Origin of the sequence: Flavobacterium sp. 2, assembly GCF_049949195.1 — a bacterium.
Lineage (GTDB): Bacteria > Bacteroidota > Bacteroidia > Flavobacteriales > Flavobacteriaceae > Flavobacterium.
This window is the reverse complement of record NZ_CP188206.1, coordinates 1358226-1378191: the sequence shown is the minus strand read 5'-3', so window position 1 is coordinate 1378191 and position 19966 is coordinate 1358226. Positions and strand designations below refer to the sequence as shown.

At 34.9% G+C, this 19966-nt stretch carries 11 protein-coding genes; 2 read left to right on the top strand and 9 right to left on the bottom strand.

Annotated elements, in window-relative coordinates; translation table 11 throughout:
* The first annotated feature begins 90 nt into the window (after positions 1-90).
* Together ACNFIH_RS05815 and ACNFIH_RS05810 are read left to right on the top strand one after the other, a co-directional pair.
* On the top strand, positions 91-2187 hold the full coding sequence (locus tag ACNFIH_RS05815; RefSeq protein WP_426485870.1) for a LysM peptidoglycan-binding domain-containing protein: 2097 nt from the start codon (positions 91-93) through the stop codon (positions 2185-2187).
* Positions 2187-2588 (top strand): OsmC family protein, encoded by a 402-nt coding sequence (locus ACNFIH_RS05810; RefSeq protein WP_008462463.1) that lies wholly within the window; start codon positions 2187-2189, stop codon positions 2586-2588. The genes ACNFIH_RS05815 and ACNFIH_RS05810 overlap by 1 nt, the downstream gene beginning before the upstream one ends.
* Positions 2589-2641: 53 nt before the next feature.
* Here ACNFIH_RS05810 and ACNFIH_RS05805 read toward each other — a convergent pair whose 3' ends face one another.
* The 9 genes from ACNFIH_RS05805 to ACNFIH_RS05765 form a co-directional block, all read right to left on the bottom strand.
* Entirely contained in the window at positions 2642-4498 is a 1857-nt protein-coding gene (locus tag ACNFIH_RS05805) for a glycoside hydrolase family 35 protein (RefSeq protein WP_426485869.1), read from the bottom strand.
* Positions 4499-4590: 92 nt separating this feature from the next.
* Positions 4591-5967 carry a Gfo/Idh/MocA family protein gene (locus tag ACNFIH_RS05800; RefSeq protein WP_426485868.1) on the bottom strand — a complete coding sequence of 459 codons (1377 nt, stop codon included), beginning with the start codon at positions 5965-5967 and terminating at the stop codon, positions 4591-4593.
* A gap of 41 nt (positions 5968-6008) precedes the next feature.
* The gene (locus tag ACNFIH_RS05795; RefSeq protein WP_426485867.1) at positions 6009-7298 is read right to left on the bottom strand and encodes a DUF3472 domain-containing protein; all 1290 of its coding nucleotides are present in this window, start codon (positions 7296-7298) and stop codon (positions 6009-6011) included.
* A gap of 98 nt (positions 7299-7396) precedes the next feature.
* Positions 7397-9580, bottom strand: coding sequence for a M1 family aminopeptidase (locus ACNFIH_RS05790; protein WP_426485866.1), 2184 nt, complete (start codon positions 9578-9580; stop codon positions 7397-7399).
* A 71-nt stretch (positions 9581-9651) separates the two neighbouring features.
* Positions 9652-12747: a DUF5107 domain-containing protein gene (locus ACNFIH_RS05785; protein WP_426485865.1), complete on the bottom strand. Its 3096-nt coding sequence runs from the start codon at positions 12745-12747 to the stop codon at positions 9652-9654.
* 130 nt (positions 12748-12877) lie between these two features.
* Positions 12878-15877 (bottom strand): glycoside hydrolase domain-containing protein, encoded by a 3000-nt coding sequence (locus tag ACNFIH_RS05780; protein ID WP_426485864.1) that lies wholly within the window; start codon positions 15875-15877, stop codon positions 12878-12880.
* 44 nt (positions 15878-15921) lie between these two features.
* Entirely contained in the window at positions 15922-16923 is a 1002-nt protein-coding gene (locus ACNFIH_RS05775; protein WP_426485863.1) for a c-type cytochrome, read from the bottom strand.
* A 12-nt stretch (positions 16924-16935) separates the two neighbouring features.
* The gene (locus tag ACNFIH_RS05770) at positions 16936-18348 is read right to left on the bottom strand and encodes an aryl-sulfate sulfotransferase (RefSeq protein ID WP_426485862.1); all 1413 of its coding nucleotides are present in this window, start codon (positions 18346-18348) and stop codon (positions 16936-16938) included.
* 101 nt (positions 18349-18449) lie between these two features.
* Positions 18450-19961 carry a RagB/SusD family nutrient uptake outer membrane protein gene (locus ACNFIH_RS05765; protein ID WP_426485861.1) on the bottom strand — a complete coding sequence of 504 codons (1512 nt, stop codon included), beginning with the start codon at positions 19959-19961 and terminating at the stop codon, positions 18450-18452.
* Positions 19962-19966: the final 5 nt, after the last annotated feature.

Below are 19966 nucleotides of genomic sequence, written 5' to 3'. Positions count from 1 at the left end.
GGGACGGAATTAACACTGGCCCGAATCTTGCTCTGACAAGAATTTAGTAACTTGTTTTTGAATTAAAAATTAAATTGTTTTAAGTCTATTATGAAATATTATTCAACATTATTGTTTCTTGTTTTTTTTGTAACCTGTTCTGCTTTTTCGCAGGGAAAGACAGTAAAATATACCGTTTCAGGAAATGAAACTGTAAATGAGATTGCATTAAAATTTAAAGTTACGCCTTATGATATTTATGCATTGAATCCTGATGCAAGAAATGGTGTAAAGCCAAATACGGTTTTGCTGATTCCTGCAAGCGGTTCAAAAACAGTGGTGAAATCTGAACCAACTGTGGCGAAAACGGCTGCTAATTCTAAAGATATTATTCACGAAGTACAGCCAAAAGAAACTTTTTGGAGTATTGAACATAAATATGGAATTTCAGATGAAGCGTTGAAAGCCGCAAATCCATTTTTAGAAAAAGATGGTGTTGTAGTTGGACAGAAATTAGTAATTCCGGCAAAAGGTTCAGCTCCAAAAACAGCAGCTAGTGCTAAACCGTCTAAAAATAGTTCACAGGAAAAATATGTGTATCATGATGTTGCGCCAAAGGAAACAAAATTTGGTATCGCAAAGCAATATAATATGACAGTTGAAGAATTAGAAAAAAGAAATCCTGAAATTGTTTCAAACCTTCCAGTTGGATACCGATTGACTATAAAAGGAACTGCTCCAAAAACGGAAGCAGCGCCAATTGCAAACACCACAAAACCTGCTGAAACCAAAAAAACGGAAACTTCTAAAAAGGCAACAACTTATATGGATTATCAAGTGAAGCCAAAAGAGACTTTTTATAGTTTAGGAAGAACTTTTCATTTGAGCCAAGAGGAGTTGACAGCATTAAATCCGACACTTTCTGAAGGTGTAAAAGAAGGAATGGTTTTGAAAGTTCCGACAGGATATTTAGCGCCTCAGCCGATTATCGCTCAGGCACAACCAGTAGAAAAAGCTGTTGAAAAGCCAATTGAAAAAGCTGTGGAAACTTCAGCTCCAAGCGGTATTAAAATTGTTGATAAAGTGAAATCTGAAACGGTTTCTGCAGATCCTGAAATAGTAGAACTGACAAAGAAAAGAGGTCAGACTGATCGCCAGAAAGTAGTTTTATTATTACCGTTTAATTTGGCTAAAATGCAAAGTGATACTACAAGTGCTGCAAACCGAATTAAAAGCGATAAATTTTTAAATATGACATTGGATTTTTATTCGGGAGCAATGATGGCAATTGATTCAGCTAAAACGTTGAAATTGCCAATTGATGTTGCCATTTACGATTCAGGAGAAACTAAAACTTCATCGAATATTTCTAGTTTGATTGCTCAGAATAAACTGCAGAATGCCAACGCGATTATTGGACCATTTTATCAAAGTAACGCTGAAGCAACTGCAAATGCACTTCGCTCAAATAACGTTCCGGTAATTTCTCCGTTATCAAAAGATACTGCAAACCCAATTGATAATTTATATCAAGCGATTCCATCTAATGATGTAATTCGTAATTCGGTTTTTGATTATATGCGTGCAAAAAACGGAAATATAGTAGCCGTTGTTGACAAGAAAAAAGAATCGGTTATAAATTATATCAAACAGAATCAAAAAGGAGTAGTGTTTGCTTCTTTGACAGAAACCGGCGGATTAGATGTTGCCAATCTAAAAGGTTTGCTTCTTCCCGGAAGAATGAACTATGTTGTTATGGAAACAGGAAATACAGCTATGGTAAAAACTACCATAAAAGCATTGCTTGATTCACAAAAAACATGTCAGGTACAATTGGTTATTTTAGAACCAAACAGTACATTAGATACAGATGAAATCAGTTTTGATAATTTGATAAAATTGAAATTGATGTATCCTTCTGTAACACGCGAAAGTGATGAAGCTGGAGCATTGATTTTCAAAAAAGAATATAGATTGAAAAATAAAGTGAATCCAAATACTTATGCTACGAAAGGATTTGATGTTACTTTTGACACTATGATGCGTTTGGTTCAAGGAAAAACATATCAGGAAACAGCAGATTTAATGACCACAGAACAAGTGGATAATAAATTTCAATATTACAAAAAAGAAGATGGCGGACACGCAAACAAAGGTGTTTACATTTTATATTACGACACCGATTTAACTTTAAAAGCAGCAAATTAATGACATCAAAAGTAACCTATTTAGGCGATTTAAGAACAAGTTCAATTCACGTGCAATCTGGAAGCGAAATTATCTCAGATGCGCCATTAGATAATAACGGAAAAGGCGAGGCTTTTTCTCCAACAGATACAGTTGCCAATGCTTTAGCAAGTTGTATGATGACAATTATGGGAATTAAAGCCCGTGATTTAGAAGTTGATTTTGTTGGCTCTACAGCCGAAGTAACTAAAATTATGAATGCTGAACCAAGAAGAATTGGAGCAATTGAAATTGTATTTCAAATGAAAAGTAATGCTGATGAAAAAAGCAAAACGATTTTAGAACGTGCTGCAATGACTTGCCCAGTGTTTTTAAGTTTAAGCAGCGAAATCGAAAAGAAAATTACTTTCAACTGGAACTAATTTTTAAACGAATATAAAAAAAGCCATTCACCGCGGTGAATGGCTTTTTTGTTTTAACCTTTTTCAGATTTTAAATCTTGTAGAATTGGCGTTGTAATTGTTTTGACTTCTTTTTGAACAGTTTCATTTTTTTGTTCAAAAATGGTAATTTGGTTTTTTCCTTTTTTAAGCCAGCATCCTGGAACATAAAGTGTTTGTTGTGGACCAACGCTCCAATAACGGCCAATATTGATTCCGTTGATAAAGACAATTCCTTTTCCGAAGTCTCTCATATCTAGAAATGTATCTCCTGTTTTTTTCAAATCAAAAGTTCCTTGGTACAAAACAGGACGATTTGTTTTTCCTGAGTTTTTGTAAGCCGTTAAGTCAGGTTCTTTATTCATTGGGAATTTATACATTTCCCAATTTCCGGTAATCGTTTCTCCATTAATAATTACCGGACTGATAATTCCTTTATTGTTAGAATTAATTTGAGAACCATAATTAATACGCCCCATATTTTCGACTAAAATATCTAAAGTCGCATTGAAAGGAACTTCAATTTCGCAGCTGTATTTTTTGTAATATCGGTTTAATTCGGCAACTTTTTTTCCGTTAACGTAAACTATTGCATAATCTCTTAATCCATTTAATTCTAATTTTCCACTGATAGGCTGTGTGAATTTTTTGCTGTACCAAACATAGCCGTCGCCTTGATTTAATTGCTCAAATGTTTGTGGCATATCTTCAATAACGGGTTCTATTTTCGATTTTAAATCTTCCAAATCAACCACTTTCGAAAGAGAAATATTCGGAATCGTGATTACAGGAAATTGCTCTGGAATATTTGGTGTTTCTTTAGTTTTTAAAAGTTCTCTTAAAGCATTGTATTTTGGAGTTGCCCAGCCGGCTTCGCTCATTGGCGCATCATAATCGTATGATGTCATATCGGGCTGAATATCGTGTTCTTTATCATAATTGGCACCAGAAGTAAATCCGAAATTGGTTCCGCCATGCACCATATAATAATTGAAAGACACATTATTATCCAAATATTTTTTAGTCTGACGAACGGTTTGTTCTGGTTTTTGAGTCGGAAATGGTTCTGCCCAATGATCTAACCAACCCGGATAGAATTCAGCAACCATGTATGGACCTAGATTATTATTGAATTGATCAACCACTTTTTTTAGTTTTGCAACATCGTCTTCGCCATTTGCTGTCGGTAAAGCTCCAGGGAGTGCACCGCCTTCAAAAAGCCAGCTTCCATCTGAAGTAAAAAAGGGAACTTCAAAACCAACATCTTTTAATTGCTGAAAAACAGCTGCACTATATTTTTTATGTTCTTCTAACGGAATATCTTTTCGCTGTGAAACATACGAACCAAATTCATTTTCGCCCTGAACCATGATAATTGGCCCGCCTTTCGTAACTTGTAAATTGGCAACCTGTTTGTATAATTCCGTAAAATAAGCTTTTGTAGCAGCTAAATATTCCTTGTTATTGCCACGAATAACCATATTTGGAATATTCTGTAAAAACCAAGGATAACCTCCAAACTCCCATTCTGCACAAACGTAAGGTCCCGGACGTAAAATCACAAACAAACCTTCTTCCTGAGCGGTTCTAATATATTCGGCTAAATTTTTATTGCCTGTTTTAAAATCCCAAACTCCGGGAGCAATTTCATGATAATTCCAAAATACATAAGTAGCAACAGCGTTTAAGCCCATTGCTTTCATCATCTTTAAACGATGTCTCCAATACGGCTGAGGAATTCGGGAGTAATGCATTTCGCCAGAGTGAATTTGGATCGGGTTTCCATTTAAAAGAAAATTTCCATCGCGAATCGCAAAGGTTTGCTTTTGCTGTGCAGTTGACGATAACGCTGTGAAAAGCAAAAATAAAAAGGTGTATAAGATTTTTTTCATTAGTGAAATACTATAAATAACTGTAATAAACAAGAGAGCATTTTTTTAAAATAATGCCCTCTTGTCCCTTTTAACTAACCAATAAAAAATATTTACTCAGAAAACTCTAATTTTTTAAGTTTATTCCAGCCTCCACGAGTAAAATCTGGGATTTCAACAGGAGCTGAATTATTATCCAATGAAATTTCGGTTAATGGACCAAGGCAAGACCATTCGGCTAAATCGTAAACGTCCATATCTAATGGAAGTCCTTTTTGCAGACAGTGAATTAAACGATAATCCATAATAAAATCCATTCCGCCGTGACCGCCTACTTTTTTAGCTTGTTCCTCAATTCCTTTGGCAATCGGGTGTTTGTATTTTTCCATTAATGCTTTTTTAACTTCTTCAGGGACAAAAGAGTGTGCGCTTAGTTTTTCATGATTTGGTTTAACATCATCCCCAAGTTCTTTTCCGTCCAAGGCGTAACCTTCTAATGGATATTTGTTTGCAAAACCTTTTGTACCACTCAATTGGTACATTCTGCTGTACGGACGAGGCGAAGTAACATCATGCTGAATCTGGATTGTTTTTCCATTTTCAGTACGAATCATCGTCATGGTATGATCTCCGTTTCTAAAATCTTTAATTTCCTGTCCTGATTTTTCTTTGATGTAAGCAGGATTTCCAACTGCTTTTGTATCCATAGAAACCAGGAAATTCATTTTGTCACCACGGTGAATATTTAGTGCCTGACACGCAGGTCCCATTCCGTGTGTCGCATAAATATCGCCGCGGTGTTTGATATTGTAATCCATTCTCCAGTTGTTCCAGTATTCTCCCCAAAACGGCTGTAAACCATGAATGTAAGAACCTTCAGCATGAAGAATTTCTCCAAATAAACCTTGTTGTGCCATATTTAAAGTAGTCAATTCGAAGAAATCGTAAACACAGTTTTCTAACTGCATGCAGTGTTTTCTTGTTTTTTCTGAAGTATCAATAAGTTCCCATATTTCTTTCATTGTCAATGCTCCCGGAACTTCAATAGCAACGTGTTTTCCGTCTTTCATAGCTTGAACACCGATTACAGCATGATGAAGCCAATCAGTTGCTACATAAACTAAATCTACATTTGGCAATGCTGTTACTTTTCTCCATGCATTTTCATCGCCATAAAATTCCTGTGCTTTTGGAAATCCCGCTTTGGTCAAAATTTCATTCGCTTTAGAAGTATTTTCCTGAGTCATATCGCAAAGTGCCACAATTTCAACACCCGGAATATGCGTCATGCGTTCAACAGCTCCTGGACCGCGCATTCCAAGTCCGATGAAAGCAATACGAACAGTTGGGATTGGCTCTGCCGCCATTCTGAGTACATCTTGTTGACCTTTTGGTCTTGATGGTGTTTTGGTTTTAATCATTTGTGCCGAGACTGTCCAGCCAAATAAAATACAGACGATTAAAAAGAGTTTTAAAATACGAGTTTTCATATGTGGTTATTTATTTTTTTGATTATTTAAAGCAATCAATTTTAAGGCAAAGCATCAAAATTGATTTCTGGTTTTTTATTTTTTAATGGTCTTTTGAAAACGGTTTTTGGTGTTGTGAAATCGTTGAAGAAACCGCCATCTTTTAAATAAAAAGAATCATTTTCGAGTCCACCTGCAAAATCCATTCGATAGCCTTTTGCACCGGTATTGTCTGTTGTAAAACGAGCCGAATTAACTTCAGTCCAATTTCCTTTTTCATCACAAACCCATTGATTATTGAATAAAACGCTACGGGATAAATCACCCTGTTCCGGAACGAAATTTTCTAAAAAGGAATGAAATCTTTTTAAATAAGTATGTGTTTGAGGACGATTGAAACTCGCAATCAATAGCCATTTTTTTAATTCTGGTGCATAAAAATAAGCGGTATAATTTGTAGAATTGTCGTTTTGAGGATTTCCTCGCAATAAGAATTTATAGGTTGTACCAGCTTTCCACATATATTTCAGATAACTTTGACCACCAGAACCTTCGCTTCCAAATTCTCCTGTGTGCACATTTTCTCCTTTTTTCAGCATTTTTATTCTCTGATTTTCAGGAATACTTTTCGGATCATCTGTTGTAAATGGACTCCAAACCGAGAATAAAATTCTTCTTTCTGTTGCCGAATTTACCTGAATCCCAAAATAACCTTCACCAAAACCATTTGCCATAAAATATGAACCTATTTTGTCTTCGTTTTTAGGAATTGTAATTTCGTTGTAATACCATTCGGCATTAATATTTTCGGGAACTTGATAATTTAAATGAACCGAAGGCCCGCGACGTCCCCAATGATAAAAGTTTCCTTCGTTATTTGGCACATAAGAAATTTTTCCATCAAAATCTTTGCTTGAAATTGTTATACGGTTGATGGAAGGAAATTGAGTACCGCTTTTATTAATTCCTTTTATTTTTAGGGCAACATAACCCTCTTTTTTTATTGTCCAGATTCCAATGGAAACCGCTTTTTTTGAAGTATTGAAAGTTACTTTTTTAACTTCATTATTTATTGAAAATTCAATTTCCGATTTTCCAAAAACTTCTACTGATTCTTCAACAGAAATCTGAAAAGTTCCTGGTTTTGAAATTTTAAAATAAACAGTAAAAAATTCCTTTGCATTTGTCCAGTTTTCAATACCATTGTCCGTAATTGTATTGCTTCCATCGACATGCTCAGAACTGAATGCGTTTCCAGCAAGCGGAATAGAAACAGTTATTTCGGCCTCTTTTTTTTCATTCGAAAAAGAGACTAAAAGAAAAGCAAAAAACAGGTAAAATAAATTTTTCATTTGCTGTGATTTTGGTTTTTTTATTTAAAAGTAACCTCTCTAATGAACCAGATTAGAGAGGTTTTCAAAAACAAAACAATTCAAATGGACCTTGCTAATTATTTTTGACTATTAAATCTTTTGATTAAAGGCGTTACATGTTTTTTAGTATCGTCATCTAATCCTGTTAATGCTTTATCTGCTTCGGCTGGAGAATATTTTGTTAATCCGCTAATTCCTGCAGCAATTACGTTGTATGATTGTTCTTTGATACTTTCTTCCATTAAACTTTTATAAGAAGCATCACCTGTAGAAGCTAATTTTACAATTGCATTTGCTCTGGCAATTGTCTTTTTGTCATTTTTAGCAATATCAAGAAGCGTTTTTAAAACCTGATCTTTGGTTTGTTTTTCATTTAAATCAATCGCTTTGATACTTAGAACTCTTAAATCTTCTTGTTGATCTTTTAAACCTTCCAGTAAAATAAGTTGAGATTCCTGACTTCTATCTTTTGAAGCAAATTTTATAGCTTCAATTCGGTTGTAATATGATGGTGCATTTTTATATTGAAAAAGATAATCAGCAGCAGTTTTTCTATCTACCTTAACTTCGCCCACTAAGATTTTATCTGGATCTAAATCTATAAATTCTGGTTTTGAAGGAAGGTCAAAACTAAAACTTTGTTCTTTTTTATCAATTAAAATATCCTTTCTGATCTTAGTTCCGTTTACGTAAAAATCAACTTTCAGAGGTAACGTAAAGGTTTGCACCGCACTATCCTGAGATTGACTTATTGTAATGATGATTTTTCCGTTAGCATACCTGTAAGTCACATCCAGAATTGGACTTCCAGCATTATAATACCATTGATCAAAATAAGGTAGCCAATCTTTTCCTGTCACTTCTTCCATAGACAAACGCAATTGATGCGGTTCACCAGATTTAAAAGCATTTGTAGTTAAATAATGATTTAATCCTTTAAAGAATGCTTCGTCACCCATTTGGTTTTTCATTGCATACAAAATAATCGAACCTTTAGAATAGCTGATATTATCAAACATATCTTCTGCATTTTTGTAATGAAAACGTGCCAAAATCGGACTGTCACCATTTTTTTGAGAACGTAAATAATTCTGAAGTTTTTCATAACGCGATCTGTCTTCTGCATCCTGTCCGGCATCGTGACCGTGCCAAAGTACTTCTCCAAAAGTGGCAAACGATTCATTCATAGTTAAGTTTGACCACGATTCAGCCGTTACATAATCTCCAAACCATTGGTGAAAAAGCTCATGAGCTATCGTACTTTCTTGATTGTCATCCAGTAATTCTCTGGCTGTTTTCTGTACATACTCGCCATGCAAAGTGGCAGATGTATTTTCCATTGCACCAGAAACATAATCTCTGGCAACGATTTGCGCATATTTTGCCCATGGATATTCAACACCTAGCATTTTGCTGTAAAAGTTCATCATATCCGGAGTTTTACCAAATATTTGTTTTGCGTATGGAGCATATTTTGGTTCCAAATAATAGCTTACTTCTTTACCATTGTAAGTGTCTTTGGATATTTTAAAATCACCAACAGCCATCATAAACAAATAAGGAGAATGTGGTAATTCCATTTTCCAGGTATCGGTGCGGGTTCCGTTTGAATTGGTTTTTTGTGACGCCAGTTTACCGTTAGATAAGGTTACATATTTAGCGTCAACCGTCATCGCAATTTCAGAAGTTGTTTTCTGATTTGGTTTGTCGATTGTAGGAAACCAGGCCGATGAAGCTTCTGTTTCTCCTTGTGTCCAGATCTGAATTGGTTTATCATCTTTTCCATCAGGATTTATAAAATATAATCCTTTTGCGTCTGTAATTGCGGCACTTCCTTTTACTTTTAATTCATCTGGTTTTGCGGTGTAACTAATGTAAATAATGAACTTTTCAGTGCTTTTGTATTTTCTGTTTAAAGTGATAAAAAGCTGTTCATTGTCATACGTATATTTTAAAGGTATTTTTTTGTTCCCTTCAATAATTGCAATTTCTTTAAAATCCATTCCTTTTGCGTCAAGTGTAAGTGAATCGGTTTCATAGAAATGTGGTTTTAAAGTCAGCCATTCTTTCCCATACAGGTATCTTTTGCCATAATCAAAGGATACGTCAAGTTTAGTGTGAATTAAATCATGAACTTTTTGAGGGGTAACTCGGTAAACAGACAATTCATCTTTGCTCTTGTCTGCGTTTTGTGCTTCTGTATTTTGACCTGCCAATAAGGCAAGACCAAAAAGAGTACATTTTAAGAAAAGGTTATTCATTTTTTTGATTTTAAATGATTGTTTTATGATTTAAAAGTACAGCTAATTGTATTGTACTTTTAATACATTTTTTAAAGTTTTTCGATAATTCTGACTTCACCGTCTTTTTCATCTTCACTCAAAATATTCGATGGTTTTTTGGTATAAGACAATAAAGTCCACTGCACTATTTTATTTGTCGGATATAAAGCTGCCTGAGTTTTAATCCATTTTTCAGCCTCTTGTGAAGAAGACGTTTTTTCAATTGCCCAAGCTGAAACCAACTGATTTGCTGGAAGAAAATTCATAACCGTATTATCAACTACTGGATGGAAAGCGACGATTTTATCTAAAGATCTAGAAGCCATTTCTTTATTTCCAAGACTGCTATAACATTGATAATCTAGCCAGTTTTCTAGTCTTTCATCTATGTTTTCGTCATAAGGTTTTCCAACGCCTAAATTTTCTGGAAACAGCTTGGCATCGGCAATAAATTGTAATGCTTTTTTGTACTGTTTGTTTTTGATTTCTGCCAAAGCCTGCATCAATTTGGCTTCGTGATACAATTGTCTTCCAGCCGTTGCACCTTCAAACGGAAGGATTTGCAATTTGGTTAAAAACATATCAGCTTCACGATATTTTTTGTTCAATAATAAAGTTTTAGCATACAGCATTCCAATCAAATAATTGTCCTGATGTTTTTTATAAAATGATTCAGCCGTTGAAAGCCCTTTATCAAATTGTTTTTGAGCGATATAATATTCTGCAAGCATTTTATGATATCTCCAACCTTGCGGATCTAATTTGATGGCCTGTTGAAGACTTACCAATACTATTGCCGAATCATCTTTGAATAAAGAAGCTTTTGCTCCATAAAAAGCTGGATCGATTGGTTTTGTACCGCATTGCGAAAACAATTCTTTAGCTTCTGAAATACTATTGCGATTCCATTCAATTAATCCTAAATGATATTTTAATTGATATTGGTCGTTAGTTTTAATTAAAGATTTTAGAACTTCAGCGGTTTCATTTCTAAAAGGGAAACTAGTTCCTGGTTTGATTTTGCTTACATCAATCGGTTTGTTTTCTAAGAAAGCTTTCCAATAAATAATTTCGGCACTTGGTTCAGCGATAGAAAATACTTTTAAAGCTTCTTCTTTTCTGCTTATGTTGTTATACCAAATTCCCAATTCCAGAAAAGTCTGTTCCGGCATTTCGTTTTGAATGGCGGCACTAAAAGCATTTTTTGAATCGTTTGAATTGTTCCAAAGGTATTTTTCAAAATCAGCAAAATGATTCAGCGGATCCAATTTTGTAATGGTTTTTAAAACTGAATTTGCTTTATCTGAATTATTTTGAAGACGATATAAAACAGCTAAAACCTGTAAACCTTCTATATTGTATTGATTGTACACTAAGCTTTTCTCAGCATATTCGACCGCTTTTGGCAGATCGTTTTCGGCTAAATAAATTTTGCTTAAAGCAGTATAAGCAGGACTGCGGAATTCAACATTTGCAGCTGCAATATCAAAACCGTCTTTTGCATCGGTAGTATTTCCTAAATGGAAATTTGCCAAAGCATAAAAATAATTGGCGGAAGGATCGTAAGTGTCTATTGATAACGCTTTGCTTGCTGAATTTACAGCCGCTTTGGAATCTAGTTTTCTGATTTGCAGAGAAGCCAATGCAGAAAGGGCAGGAGCGAAGTTTGGATCTTTCTGTAAACAAGCCGTAAGGTTTTCTTCTGCTTTTACATAATCTTTAAAACTGATATAATTTTTTCCTTGCTGATATAATCCGTAAACCGAATTATGATCAAAATCTTTTGGTATTTCTAGAGGGCGATTGATATTTCCGTCTTCTGGAGTAGAATTCCAAACGAGTTTATTGCCGCCTAAAACAAATTTCAATTTATTAGAATCAACTTTTATCTGAATAGAATCTTTAAAAGTTTGCATCGTATTCAATGCAATGTCTTTAGAATACACTTTTTTGTCATTTTCAAAAACTTCAATTTTTTCATTTAGTTTTTGAAGCGGAGAAAAATAGATTTTCAACCAACCGTTTTCATTTTTAATATTAACTGAACCGTAATTATTCGCTTTTACAAAACCTTTTGTGTGTTTTACAGGAAACCAATATTCGGTCCAAGTATCCGTTTGATATGGTGCAAATGAACGTTGTTTGAAAGGCGTAAGATTACTGCCTTCGCTTGCTTGATTAAATAATCTTCCGCTTTGAACTTCTACATATTGTCCGTCGGTATCCGTCAATAATTTTTCCCAAATCATGCCTTGCTGAGACAATCCCCAAATCCAGATTTTTTTACCCGGTTTATCATCGTGATTGCCGTATCTTCCCATCCCGAAATCTTCGTCATGGTAGTATCCGCCAAAAAAATCATCGTATTTCCCGAATACATGGTAGGATTTGTAACCGCCAAAATTGTTGTTTTTGTAGAATGACAAATCTTTGCCGTTTTCTTTATCGATTGGCCAAGAATTGTATTCTCCGTTATGACCTATGTAAGTCTGTCCTGGATAAATGAACTGCAGATTTTCGGCTGCTTTTATACCCGTATTCATCCAAGTATAATAAGGCTGTTCGAATTCGGTTGTGTTTGACCAAAACGAATTTGTGGTAAAATACGCTTTGTCTTTTGGCAGATTAATATCTAATTTCCAAGAAGTTCTTGTCAATAAATCTAAAACTCCAATCACGCAGCTAATGCTTCCATCTTCTCGGTTTATGATTTTATAATCGACAGGAGTTGCGCAGTTTGGTGTGTGGCCGATAATTCCGTAATTGCCTTCAATACCACCGCTTGTCCACGGTCCGCGCATGGCAATGTCTCTAAATTTCACCACATGATTATTGTAAACAATGTCTTTTCCTGTAGATTTTTCTATAGCCGACCAGACTTTTCCGCCAATTTCTGGCAAAATCATCAGTTTAATATAATCGTTTTCAATTTCGATCACTTTCCATTCTTTTTGAATCGGTTTATCGGTAAAACCATCAAAACGGAAATACGGATAAAACTTGGTATCTGGTTTCGGAATCGGATCAGGATCTGAGAACGGATATGTGGTAAATACTTTTTTGTATTCTTTTATAGTGGGTTTGTTTTGTGCTGAGACAAAAAGGCTTCCAAGGAGTAAAAAGGATAGTAATGGTCTAAATTTCATGATGGAGAGCTAGTTTTTTGTGGTGGTTTTTTTGCCACAGATTACACAGATTTAAATGATTTTTTAATCTGTGTGTACAAATTAATCTGTGTTAATCTGTGAAATCTGTGGCATTAAATTTTAGTTGTATTTACTTCACAATCAATAACCATCCTTTTCCTTTAGGAATAGTTATTTCGTCTTTTGTTGTGAACGTTTTTGCAGGTTGGAAATTGGTAACTTCTGGAGCAGTAATTGTTGCTTTTGCAGGATTGATTCCCAGTTTTTTCCAGTCGATATTCAATTTCACATTTACATCAGCATCTGCCCAGCTTGCGATTGAAATTAAAGCTGTTCCATTCTTTTTATAAACTGTTGCAAGAACTTTGTCATTGTTTGTTTTTACAGGACAGTTTTCGCTCCAATATCCAATCATTTCAGAACCTTTAATTCCGAAAGAATCCCAAAGTCTCCAGATATTTCTTGGGTCAGCACCGTCGCTCCAAGGCAATCTGTTTGTCATTCCGTAAACCATTCCTCTCCACGGATTTCCACCATCTTGAAGCATTTCTCCCATTAATCCAAAAGGAATTCCGCTTACTTCTGTCAAGAAAAAGTCAGGTTGATTTTTCTCATAATCAAAATATTCTCCAAACCATAATTTATTGATGTACGGAAAGTGCTCCATGTATAAGTTGGCACTGTTATTAAATCCGTCACTTTTGTTGTATTGGTTCGCACTATGCAAATCGATAATTCCAGGATGTCCGTCTTTCGTCAAAACTCTTTTGATACGTTTCATGGTGATTCTGTCAAAAGCAACGTCGTCAAGATAAATTCCGTCAATACCTATATTTTGAGTCAGCCAATTCATTCCTTCCACATAGTAATTGTGCCAACGGTTCATACCGCTGTTTACAATTGCTGCATCTTTAATTTCAGGAACAAACCAAGCTGCGATATAATCATCGCCAACGTGTTCTTGTAACCAAGAGAATCCGCCACCTTTTCCTGGTGAATAGATTTCGTGACCTAAACTTCTAAGAGCGAAAGTCTCATAAGCTTTGTTAGAAACCTCTCTAACCGTATTGTAGATTTTTACTTTTAATCCTTTTTCATGCGCTTCATCGATATATGTTTTCATCTTTTTAAATTCGATAAAAGGATAATTGATATATGGATTGATTGCGTTTGCATGGTGAATATTGATTACCGTTGCGCCAGTTTTAGCAATAGAATCGATTGGGCTGTATTTGTGGTAAAACTTTGTATCCCATTGAAAATCGGTATTAATCGTATGGAAAGGCGTAATCAATAAGTTGAAATTATAATACAAAACATCGCCTTTTTTCATTGTTCTGGCACCACTGTAAGCATTTACTACAACCGATTTTTGGTTTGGCGTAATGGTAATACCGCCCTTATTTTCGTTACCCCATGAAGTAGGAAGTAATAAAGGTTTTTGCAAATAGAAATTAGTATTTAAAGGGCGGCTATATTTTTCATCTCTCAAAGAAAACTGCAATCCAGAATTTACAGCACCAATCCAAGCACCGTCTTGATTTTTATGAGCTACATCCCATTTCCAGTCGAAAGTTGCAGGACGATCGCCACCTTTTTGACCTAAACCCATCATGTATTTTGCAGATGCTGGCTGCATTGGCATTTGGAAATTAATATCATTAAAGGTAACGTCTTCAAGAGCTGTAACTTTCACAATATAATGTACAAAACCGTCAAATTCAACAGAAGCATTTACATCCATTTGAACCGATTTTGAAGTCGAAGTGCTTTCCCAAGAAACCGTTCCAGCTTCTTTTTTAGTTAATTTTACACCGCTGTTTTTCCATTGCACTTCTTTTCCTGATGCGTCAACAAAATGAAAATCGATTGGAGAGCTTAAAACGTCATTTGCTTTTGCTGTTAAAGAAGTCATTTCTGGAGTAAAGAACGTCTGAATTTGCGCTGGAAACCCGTTTGGAGCTAGAATCAGTTTTCTTCCTAATAAAGCAATTTCAGAATTGTTTACGGTTAATGGAATATAAGGAGCAATAACCGTATTTTCTTGAGCTAAAGTTGAGTTTAACCATTTTAGACGAGTCATTTTTTCTGGACTGTCGATGCCTCCATTTTTTGTTACTTGGTTAGAAACCGTAATTTGTAGATTGATTTCTTTTGATTTTCCGTCAGCAATAACAGTTGCTTTTCCATTGTAAGTTCCAGCCGCTACGGTTTGCGGAACATCGATACCGCACCACATTGCCTGAATTTTTCCTTTTGAAACTGAAACAGTATTCGTAAAAGGATTTCCGTCATATTTAGTTCCGTCAGTGTTGATACAGCTGATGTCTTTCGCTTCAATTGTTGCTCCAGTTGTGCTTACTAAATTGGTGAAAGATACTTTTACATTTTTTAAATCTTCAAGAGCGTACACGCCTAATTGAAAAGCTAAATATTCGCCTTTCATTGCCGTATCAGAAAAGCTGTTTTGAACGCCCTTCTGAATCCATCTTTGTGGTAAATCCGATTTTAATTTGATAGAATGTTCTCTGTCTTCTGGGAAAACCAAAAAAGAATTTCCGCTGTTTTTTGCCACAAGAGCTGAAGTCTCAGATGCTGTAGCAATTACTTCCATTGGGTAAAAGCTATTGAAAGCATTTACACTCTGAATTTCAGTTACTGAAGTATTGTCTTTTAAGTTTGCTTTTATATTAGAAAGCCATTGTGCATCAGCTTTGTTTTCAGGTTTCTGATAAATTCCTTTTGGATAATTAGCAGTTCCTTCGTCAACATAAGGCATATAATAAACGTAATATGTTCCTTTTCCAGAAATGGGTTCAAAGAAAATAGTTCCGTTTTCTCTATTGATATTTTCTGTTTTTATGTTCTGAATTTCTTTTCCTGAAGCATCCTGAACAATGATTTTTTTAAGTTCTGGATTTTGATCTCTTCTTCGCCATTCGATAGTCGTTTTAGCAATATTTCCTGAACCAGAAAAGGTAACTACAGCGCGGTGATTTCCTAATTGGTTAGGATTCCAGCTGTCATTTCCATCTGAATATTTTATTTGTGCAGTCAATGAAATACTGAATACGAAAAAGCACGCAATCAATATTTTATTTATGAGTTGTTTGTTTAGGTTTAGTTTCATTTTGTTTTTTGTTCAGATTATAATAGTGTAGTAAGATTTTGATATTAATAAACGGCTTTCCAACCATTTTTTTTCCAATACGCAATTATTGGTTTGTAAGGCCCGTATTTGTGTTGTTCTTCAGTAAAATTATCCTGAAAAGGACTATGTGAATAATCGATTGGTTTTCCCATTTTATTTGGATAATCAAATGTTTTTGGGTTTGGTCTTGTGTGTTGAGAATCGTCATTTACATAAGCTGCAATGTCTAGTGCTTCTTTATCTGTTAAATATGGTTTTCCAAGTTGTACTTTATCATAAGGCATATTGCTTTTCAGCCACTGTGCTTGTTTGATTACACGGTGCATGCTTGAACCTGGCTGATAACCGTATTCACCCCAAAGTGGAGGATAAGTGTAACCCGATTTATCGGCATTGTAAACTCCTTCACCGTTATTTCCGTGGCAACGTGCACAATTTTCTGCAAATAAAGCTTTTCCTCTTTCCGGACTCGCGGCAACATCAGGAAACTCGATTTCTAGATTTTTAGCTCCTTTAAAATTACCATCTTTTGGAACAAATTTGCTGATCCATTTAAAATAAGATAAAAATGCAACCATTTCTTTACTATCCAACGGAAGCGGTCTTCCAGAATGAGGACGCATAATACAGTTATTTACACGTTCAGCAAGCGTAAGCACTTTATTTTCACGTCCGCGATATTGTGGATAATTATCATGTGAAGACATTAAATTGAACGCATGAGGTTTTGTTCCTGCATCCTGATGGCAGTTTGTGCAGTTCATTTTATTGCCTAAATATTTTCCATTTTTTCCGTTTGGACCAATATAATAAGCGGTTTTCATCATCAATTCTCTTCCATAACGAACCGATTCTCCAAATTGGTCGTCTGGAATTTTCGATGTGTCAATTGTGATATAACCTTCATCTTCTTCACCTTCTTCAGTTGTTTGTGAAGCTAAAGTTTGAGAATTTGATTTGGTGCAGGAATTGAAAACAGCGATTGTGAATGCTGAAAAAAGTCCGATAAGAATTGTTTTTTTCATGGTAACTATTTTTTAATTTAGAAGAAAAGGTTTTAGTTTTTCTTCAGGAATAAAGATTGTTCTGTATGGCGGAATTTCAGATTCTAAAGCCCATAATAAAACACCTTTTTTATTGGTTAAAACCGTAATATGTCTTTTTGAACAACAAACTAAAAAGAGATCTTTATTAATCATATATGCGCTTCCCATTCTGTCATTATAAATATCTTTTGGCAATTTTATTTGGAAATCAAGTTTAACTGAATTGTCTTTTTCATTGACTTTTAATGCAAAAACCGAAGATTGTTTTTTGTCAACTCCATTATCAAAAAATAACAAACTTCCTTCCTGATCAATATGCGCGGCATGCGCCTGAGAGAAATTTGTGTCTGGTGCCATTTTCATATTGCCGCCTTTTCCTAATTTCCAAATAACTTTTCCAGTTTTAGAGTCGATTTTCCAAATTTGGCCGTTGTTATAGAAAGAAATTAGAAAATTTCCATCTGTATCATAATTAAGACTGTTGGCGTGTGTCCAGTCTTTTTTGTTTTTCAATAAATCTTTATCTTTCAGTGGATCTAAATCATCAAAAACACTCCATTTCCAAAGTTGTTTTCCTTTTTTATCCATAATCAGGATTCCGTCACTATTAATAGTATCTTGTTTTTTTCCTCCAATTGAAGTCAAATCGATTATTTTTTGATCTACCGTTATAGTCACAAGTTCGTTAGCCGATTTTTTTAAAATTTCATGATGAATAGTTTGTTTAAAATCGCCCTGACCTTTTTTGATATGTGTTAATGTATCGCCTTGAAGATTGATTTCCAAGATTTCACTTCCGTAACTTGTAGGTTCGTCATTTGTTCCTAAAATTGAAAGAATCGTTTGGTCTTTTGTAAAGTGAGTAACTTTAAATCCAGTTCCTTCAAGCGTATGATACCATCTTAAATTTCCTTTGTAATCAACAATATAAGCCGTTCCTGGAGTTTCTCTTTTTGCTAAAAGTAAAAAGCCTTTTTTGAAATTTTGTGGCAATAATTCTGGTTTTGGACAATTGGCTTTGAATTGTTTTTGAAGCCATTCCGGAAGTTTTCTTGATTTGAAAGTATAAATTTTACTCGGCTTTTTTTCACCATCCTGAATCGTAATCAATTGATAACTGTAATTCGTTTCTGGAATAATATTGCATAAAACCAAAGAATGTTCAAGGCCAGTTTTTGAAATTGGAGAAGTTATTTTATTCTTGATTCCGTCTTTATCCGACCAATATTCTGCATATACCTGAACATTGTCCTTCGTAGTAACATCGATCTGAATTTTCAGTTCGTTGTTGCTATGAGTCCCAATATTGATATTTGTAATACCATTGCCCTGATTTTTGGAACAGCCTGCAAAAACAAGCAAAACCAAAATAAAACTCCATTTTAATACTATTTTTTTGATCATCTTAAAGGTTTTCTTTGTGAAACAGAAAAGTACTTTTTTTGTTTAAAAAATCAAGAATAGACAGACAATTTTAACTGTCTATTCTTGATTTAGATTTTTATTTATTGTCTGTCAGCGTTGCTTAATTTAGGGTTAAGATTTACCTGACTTTGTGGATAAGTGTAATACTTATTTTGTGGCATTTTGATTTGTGCCGCTTCTCCAACTCTAAGGTGGTAAGCGTTTACAAGAACATCATATTTGTTCATTCTGATCAAATCGGCGCGACGTTTTCCTTCGTAGAAAAGTTCCCAGCCTCTTTCTTGTAATATCGCATCTCTTAGCGTTTCTTTCGTCAAACCTGCTAAAACCAATAATTTAGCATGAGATCTTCCTTTTACTTGATTGATCAGGTTAATAGCTTCAGGAGTAGGCCCGTTGATTTCATTTAAAGCTTCAGCTCTGCTTAACAAAACATCAGCATAACGTAAAATATTCACACTATGTCCGTCATAATAGGTTGTTGTTTCATCATCAGCATATTTTCTTGTTGACACGTCTGGCATATAAAATTCACCAGCTGGCGGTTGAGCTCCCAATGATGGCGCTTGTTTGTGAAGAAGACCGTCAGTTCCCATAAATTCCGGGAAGAAACATTTTTTTCTATCATCTTCGTCACCAAAAGTGTTGTAGAAATCCCAGTTTACCGTATAATACTGCCATCTGTTTTCGACAACTGGGTGATCAATTGGTCCAAAATGATTCAATAATTCTGTTCCGTTTGTGTTAGCATCACTTAAAGAAGAAAAGATGTTTTCACTGCACCATTTATTACTTTCTTTGAATAAACCTAAGTAAGAAGGATATAAACTATATTCGTTTAAAGCCATTACTTGCTGTGTCACTGTTACTACTTTTTGCCAGTCATGACTACGCATGTAAAGTTTTGCTAATAAAGTAAGTGCAGCTCCTTTTGTAGCTCGACCAACGTCATTTGTACTATAAATAGCATTGCTTTTATAGTTTACTGGCAATACATCAGCAGCTTCAGTTAATTCTTTTACAAGGAAAGCATCAATTTCTTCAACAGATGATGGCGGTGTCTGATCTAAATAACCAGGACTTCCTAAATTGGCTTCGGTGATTAAAATTACCGGACCCCAAGAATCTGTCAAATCCATATAGGCAGAAGCTCTCAAAAATTTAGCTTCAGCTATAAACTGTGCTTTTTCTGCTGCTGTAATTCCAGACATTGGTGTAATGTTGAAAATTGCGTTGTTTGCATTGGCAATCAATTTGTACATCGCGTTCCAGTCTTCAGCCAGCAATCCGTTTGTTGAATTCCAGGTTCCTAATGATAATTGTCCTGGATCTCCGCCATATTGACAATGCCCCAAATCTGTAGCAATATCAGTCAAGGCGAAGTGTCTTGTTGCCCAGTAAGAAAAGTTATCGCCTACAGCAGGACCTTTCAGTCTTCCGTAAATGGAATTGATTGACGCAATAGCATCTGACTTGGTTTGATACCCATTCGTATTAGTCAAATTGCTATATACTGTTGGATCCAAATCTTCGTTGCACGAAAATTGCACTCCTGCAGCGAGTAAAAGGAATAATATTGTATATTTTTTCATTTTCA